At 62.2% G+C, this 4,829-nt stretch carries 7 protein-coding genes and 1 pseudogene; 4 read left to right on the top strand and 4 right to left on the bottom strand.

Features of this window, described 5'->3' with window-relative positions:
- The 3 genes from AB5Y92_RS08115 to AB5Y92_RS08105 all read left to right on the top strand — a co-directional run.
- The coding region (locus AB5Y92_RS08115; protein ID WP_368226398.1) for an ABC transporter permease subunit at positions 1 to 329 on the top strand (329 nt) is incomplete at its 5' end.
- On the top strand, positions 323 to 1,111 hold the full coding sequence (locus AB5Y92_RS08110; protein ID WP_368226395.1) for an ATP-binding cassette domain-containing protein: 789 nt from the start codon (positions 323 to 325) through the stop codon (positions 1,109 to 1,111). The genes AB5Y92_RS08115 and AB5Y92_RS08110, both read left to right, overlap by 7 nt.
- The gene (locus tag AB5Y92_RS08105; protein WP_368226392.1) at positions 1,111 to 1,752 is read left to right on the top strand and encodes an ATP-binding cassette domain-containing protein; all 642 of its coding nucleotides are present in this window, start codon (positions 1,111 to 1,113) and stop codon (positions 1,750 to 1,752) included. The genes AB5Y92_RS08110 and AB5Y92_RS08105 overlap by 1 nt, the downstream gene beginning before the upstream one ends.
- Before the next feature lie 300 nt (positions 1,753 to 2,052).
- On the opposite strand, the gene hypB is transcribed toward AB5Y92_RS08105, so the two are convergent.
- Positions 2,053 to 2,847 (bottom strand): hydrogenase nickel incorporation protein HypB, encoded by a 795-nt coding sequence (gene hypB, locus AB5Y92_RS08100; protein ID WP_368226403.1) that lies wholly within the window; start codon positions 2,845 to 2,847, stop codon positions 2,053 to 2,055.
- On the opposite strand from hypB, the gene AB5Y92_RS08095 reads away from it, so the two are divergent.
- Positions 2,740 to 3,258: a hypothetical protein gene (locus AB5Y92_RS08095; protein WP_368226401.1), complete on the top strand. Its 519-nt coding sequence runs from the start codon at positions 2,740 to 2,742 to the stop codon at positions 3,256 to 3,258. The two genes, hypB and AB5Y92_RS08095, sit on opposite strands and share 108 nt — an antisense overlap.
- Here the strand turns inward: AB5Y92_RS08095 and hypA are convergent.
- The 3 genes and pseudogenes from hypA to AB5Y92_RS08080 all read right to left on the bottom strand — a co-directional run.
- On the bottom strand, positions 3,236 to 3,577 hold the full coding sequence (hypA, locus tag AB5Y92_RS08090) for a hydrogenase maturation nickel metallochaperone HypA (RefSeq protein WP_164536901.1): 342 nt from the start codon (positions 3,575 to 3,577) through the stop codon (positions 3,236 to 3,238). The genes AB5Y92_RS08095 and hypA overlap by 23 nt on opposite strands.
- 69 nt (positions 3,578 to 3,646) lie before the next feature.
- The gene (gene hypE, locus AB5Y92_RS08085; RefSeq protein WP_368226388.1) at positions 3,647 to 4,651 is read right to left on the bottom strand and encodes a hydrogenase expression/formation protein HypE; all 1,005 of its coding nucleotides are present in this window, start codon (positions 4,649 to 4,651) and stop codon (positions 3,647 to 3,649) included.
- Positions 4,648 to 4,829: pseudogene (locus tag AB5Y92_RS08080) on the bottom strand (hydrogenase formation protein HypD); the annotation flags it as partial. The pseudogene AB5Y92_RS08080 and the gene hypE, both read right to left, overlap by 4 nt.

Here is a 4,829-nt window from a genome sequence, read left to right as displayed (position 1 = left end):
TGCTGGCCCGTTGTCAGGGGATGGGGGCGCTGCGTCGCTGGCGCACCCATCTGTTGCCGGGGCTGTTGCCCCAGTGGTTTATCGGCACCTTGCTGATGTTTCCCCATGCGGTGCTGCACAGCGCGGCCTTGAGCTTTCTCGGTTTTGGACTGGCGGCCCACGAGGCCTCGCTGGGCCTGCTGCTGGCCGATGCCCTGCGTTATCTGGCCGGTGGCGGTTGGTGGCTGGCCCTCTTCCCTGGGCTGATGTTGTTGCTGCTGGTACTGCTGTTTGATCAGGCTACCCGCGCCTTGCAACAGCTGTTGTGGCACAGGAGTGAACCATGCTGAGTTTTGATCAGGTGACCATAGAGGCGGCCCACTACTCCTGGCTGGGGCGGCGTAGTTGGCAGCCTTTGCTGACCGATATCAGCCTGCAACTGGCGCCGGGGGAGATAGTGGCGCTGGTGGGGGGGAGCGGCGAGGGCAAGAGCCTGCTGCTGCAAAGCGCTCTGACATTGCTGCCGGACAATCTGCGCATGCGCGGCAGCATCTCTCTCGATGGCACGCCTCTGTGCGATGCCAGCCGGGCCCGTTTGCGCGGGCACACCCTCTGCTATGTGCCACAAGGGGTAAGCGCCCTCAATCCGCTGCTGACGGTGGAGCGTCAGCTGGGACGTGCGGCACGCCTCTGCGGCCAGAGCGGTTCTCGCGAGCGGCTCGGTGAGCAACTGCTGCGCTACCAGCTGCCCGCGACCACCCTGGACAGATTTCCACGCCAGCTCTCCGGCGGCATGGCCAAGCGTATTCTGGCCTGCACCGCGGCCCTCGGCGGCGCCCGTTACATTCTGGCGGACGAGATCACCGCCTGGCTCGACGAGGGGCTGGCCTGTCTGCTGCTCAGCCAATTGCGTGAATTGGCCAATCAGGGCAGCGGCATCCTCTGGGTCACCCACGATCTGGCGCTGGCGGCCCGCTTTGCCGATCGCATTGTTGCCCTTCATCAGGGGCAGGTGAGCGATACCTTGAGCTGCCACCATCTGCGCCAGGGGCAGGGGAGCGAGATGCTCAGAGCCCATTGGCAGGCGCTGCCGGAGTTCAATGCGCTTTTCTCTATGCCGGAGGTTTCATAATGCTGGAAGTACGAAATCTCACCATCGCCCAGGGGGAACGTCCCCTCTGGCAGGGGTTGTCACTGACGGTGAAAGCGGGGGAGCGGCTCGGCATCTCCGCCCCGAGCGGTCATGGCAAGACCACCCTGGGGCGGGTATTGGCGGGTTGGCAACCGGTTCGGGCTGGCGGGCAGATCCTGCTCGATGGGCAGCCTGTGCCGGAGCCAGTGAAGGGTTATAACCCCATCCAGCTGCTGCCCCAGCACCCCGAACTCACCTTCAATCCCTATCGCACCACCGGGCAGGCGCTGTGGGATGTGTGGCGCCCCGATGAGGCCATGCTGGCTCGCTTTATGGTCAAACCCGAGTGGCTTGGCCGTAAGCCCGGCCAGCTCTCAGGTGGCGAGCTGGCCCGCATCGCGCTGCTGCGCGCCCTCGATCCCCGCACCCGACTGCTGATTGCCGACGAGGTGACCGCCCAGCTGGATCCGCAGATTCAGCGCCAACTCTGGCGGGAGTTGATGGTTGAATGCGAGCAGCGCGGGCTTGGCATGGTCATCTTCAGTCACCAGCAGGCATTATTGCGCCAGATCTGCCATCGGGTGCTGCGCTTTGGCGAGGAGACGGCTGAGCAGGAGGCGATGGCCCGTAGCGTGGCCTGAGGATTGGCTTCCCCCCTCATCCCCAGCCCTTCTCCCGCAAGGGGAGAAGGGAGCAGACGGTGACTCTCCCCAAGCTTGGGGGCACAAGCTGGTTGTTATGCTCGCAGTGCGCGTACTTCGAACTTATTGCCAGTATCCACGAACCGGTCCCCTCTCCCTGGGGAGAGGGTCAGGGTGAGGGGACGCTGGCGACTCCGAACAGATAGCACGGCCGACAAGGTTCGTAGATAAAAGAGAGGGAGGCATTAGCCTCCCTCTCTTGTTATCCGCCACTGGTAACGGCATTTAACCGGTTCTGATTCAGGCACTGGCCAGCCAGTTGAGCCAGGCATCCATCCCTTCGCCTGTAGTGGCGCTGACCTGGATCACCTGAATATAGGGGTTGACCCGTTTGGCGTTCTCGATGCAGCGGGCCACGTCAAAGCTGACGTAGGGCAGCAGATCGATCTTGTTGATCACCATCAGCTGGGCGGCGGCGAACATGTCCGGGTATTTCAGCGGCTTCTCTTCCCCCTCGGTGACGGAGAGGATCGCTACCTTGTACTTCTCGCCGAGATCGAAGCTGGCGGGGCAGACCAGATTGCCCACGTTCTCGATAAAGAGGATGCCCCCTTGATTGGCGGGCAGCTGGTGGCAGGCGTCGTGAACCATTTTGGCATCCAGATGGCAGCCCTTGCCGGTGTTGATCTGCACGGCAGGGACGCCAGTAGCACGAATGCGATCCGCATCGGCGCTGGTCTGCTGATCCCCTTCGATCACGGTGCAGGGGCGTTTTTCGGCCAGCAGGCGCAGGGTTTCGCACAGCAAAGTGGTTTTGCCTGACCCCGGGCTAGAGACGAGATTGAGCACCAGTTGGTCGGCTGCTGTGAAGTGCTCGCGGTTGTGGGCCGCCAGCGCGTTGTTCTTGGTCAGCACATCCATCTCGATGGCGATCAGCTGGCGCTGCCCCATACCGGGCACCGACAATCCCGCTTCCCCTTTGCCGTAGTGCAGATCACCCTGCTGGTGGTCATGGTCATGGTCATGGTCATGGTCATGGTCGTGGCTGTGATCATGGGGATGTGCGTGGGAATGGCCGTGGTCATGAGAGTGGATATGATCATGATGATGGTCGTGGGGGTGATCATGGTGGTGCTCATGGGGGTGATCATGCCCCTCATGGCTTATGGGAGCCCGTTCCCCGTGGTAGTGGTGATGGACATCCCCCTGATGGTGGTAGTGGTGGTGAATGATCAGGGTACGCGGCGCACTCTGCTCGTGGTCATGATGGTGATGGACATCCCCCTGATGGTGGTAGTGGTGGTGAATGATCAGGGTACGCGGCGCACTCTGCTCGTGGTCATGATGGTGATGGGCGTCATGAGCATGATGATGGTCGTGCTCATGACCATGTTCATGGTGATGTTCATGCTCGTGATGAAGCTCATGATCGTGCTCATGGCCGGCGATCCGCGCCTGGCCGCATCCGCATACGCTACACATATCAACTTACCTCGATGTCGGTGATGCGCAGGCTATCACCCTGCGCGACTCGTAATTTGTATCCGCCACACCCTGGGCAGGCCTGCCCGCGCTCGGTGAGGGTGACCGTCTGGTTGCAGTCGTAACACCAGACCTCTGCCGCCTGGTGCTGAAAGTGCAGTTGGGCCCCTTCGACGGCAGTGCCCTTGGCAGCCGCCTCGAAACAGAAGGCAATGGTGTCGGGGTCGACGCAGGAGAAGCTGCCGACCTCGAGCCAGAGAGCGGTCACCTTGTTAAAGCCCCGCTGGGTGGCCTGCTCGGCTGCCAGATCGATGGCGGCCATGGCCAGAGACATTTCGTGCATGGTGGCTCCTTAACCGATATGGGGAGGAGCAGTGACTCCTCCCTGTAATTGACAGAACGGCATGGCTGCTCAACAGATCCGCGGCAGCAGCTCCCCCTGCGGCAGCTCCAGATAGCGGCGGCTGCCCCAGGGGTTGTTGAGGATCACCTTGTGGCGATCGCTCGCCTGAACCACGCCGATCTGGCTGGCTGCTGGGTTGAATTGCCGCAAGATGCCCAGTGCGTCCTGCGCCTGTTCGGCAGGCAGGGCCAGCACCATGGTCCCCTCGTTGGCGAGATCATGGGGCTCGAAACCGTAGAGCTCGCACAGGCCGCGCACCGGATCGCACACAGGAATGGCGGACTCCTCCAGCTCGATAGCAACGCCGGAGGCGCTGCTCCACTCGTTGAGCACGGCGGCAAGGCCACCGCGGGTGGCATCGCGCAGGGCGTGAGGGGTAATACCCGCTTTTAGTAGCGCTTCTACCTGTGGCCAGAGGGTGGTGCAGTCACTCTTGAGAGCGGATCCCAGTTGCAGGGCGTCACGGGCCATCAGGATGCAGGCGCCGTGACTGCCGATATCCCGCGACACCAGAATGGCGTCACCGGCTTTGAGGTTGCGTACCGAAATGCCCCGGCTCTGCTCAGGCAGCGGGAAAGTGCCGACCCCGCTGGTGTTGATGAAGATCTTGTCGGCGGCTCCCTTGGGCACCACCTTGGTGTCGCCGCAGACAATGCGGGCACCGCTCTTGGCAAGCTCTGCTGCCATCGACTCGACGATGCGGGCCAGATCGGCGTAGGGAAAGCCTTCCTCGATGATAAAGCTGCAGCTCAGATACTCGGGTTTGGCCCCCATCATGGCGAGATCGTTGACCGTGCCGGCGATAGCCAGCTTGCCGATATCGCCCCCCTCGAAGAAGAGCGGCGAGACGGTAAAGCTGTCGGTGGTGAAGGCGACGGGGCCGCTTACCGGCAGCAGGGCGGCATCTTCACCGCGCAGCAGGATCTCGTTGCCAAAGTGGCGAAAGAAGAGCTGATTGATCAGCTGGTTCATTTCGACACCGCCGCCGCCGTGGCTTAACTGAATTTCTCTCATTGGATCCCCATATATCGGTAGTAGGCATTGCAGGCCCCCTCGGAGCTGACCATGCAGCTGCCCATGGGCTGGGTCGGGGTGCAGCCCCGGCCAAAGACTTTGCACTGGTTCGGTTTGGCCAGGCCGCGCAGGATATCGGCGCACTGGCACGCCTTGTGGTCATCGATGGGAGTCTGAT

Origin of the sequence: Aeromonas sp. R1-1 (assembly GCF_040908495.1) — a bacterium.
Classification (GTDB): domain Bacteria; phylum Pseudomonadota; class Gammaproteobacteria; order Enterobacterales; family Aeromonadaceae; genus Aeromonas; species Aeromonas veronii.
Note: the sequence above shows the minus strand (reverse complement) of the source record. Positions and strands in the feature narration are given on the sequence as shown.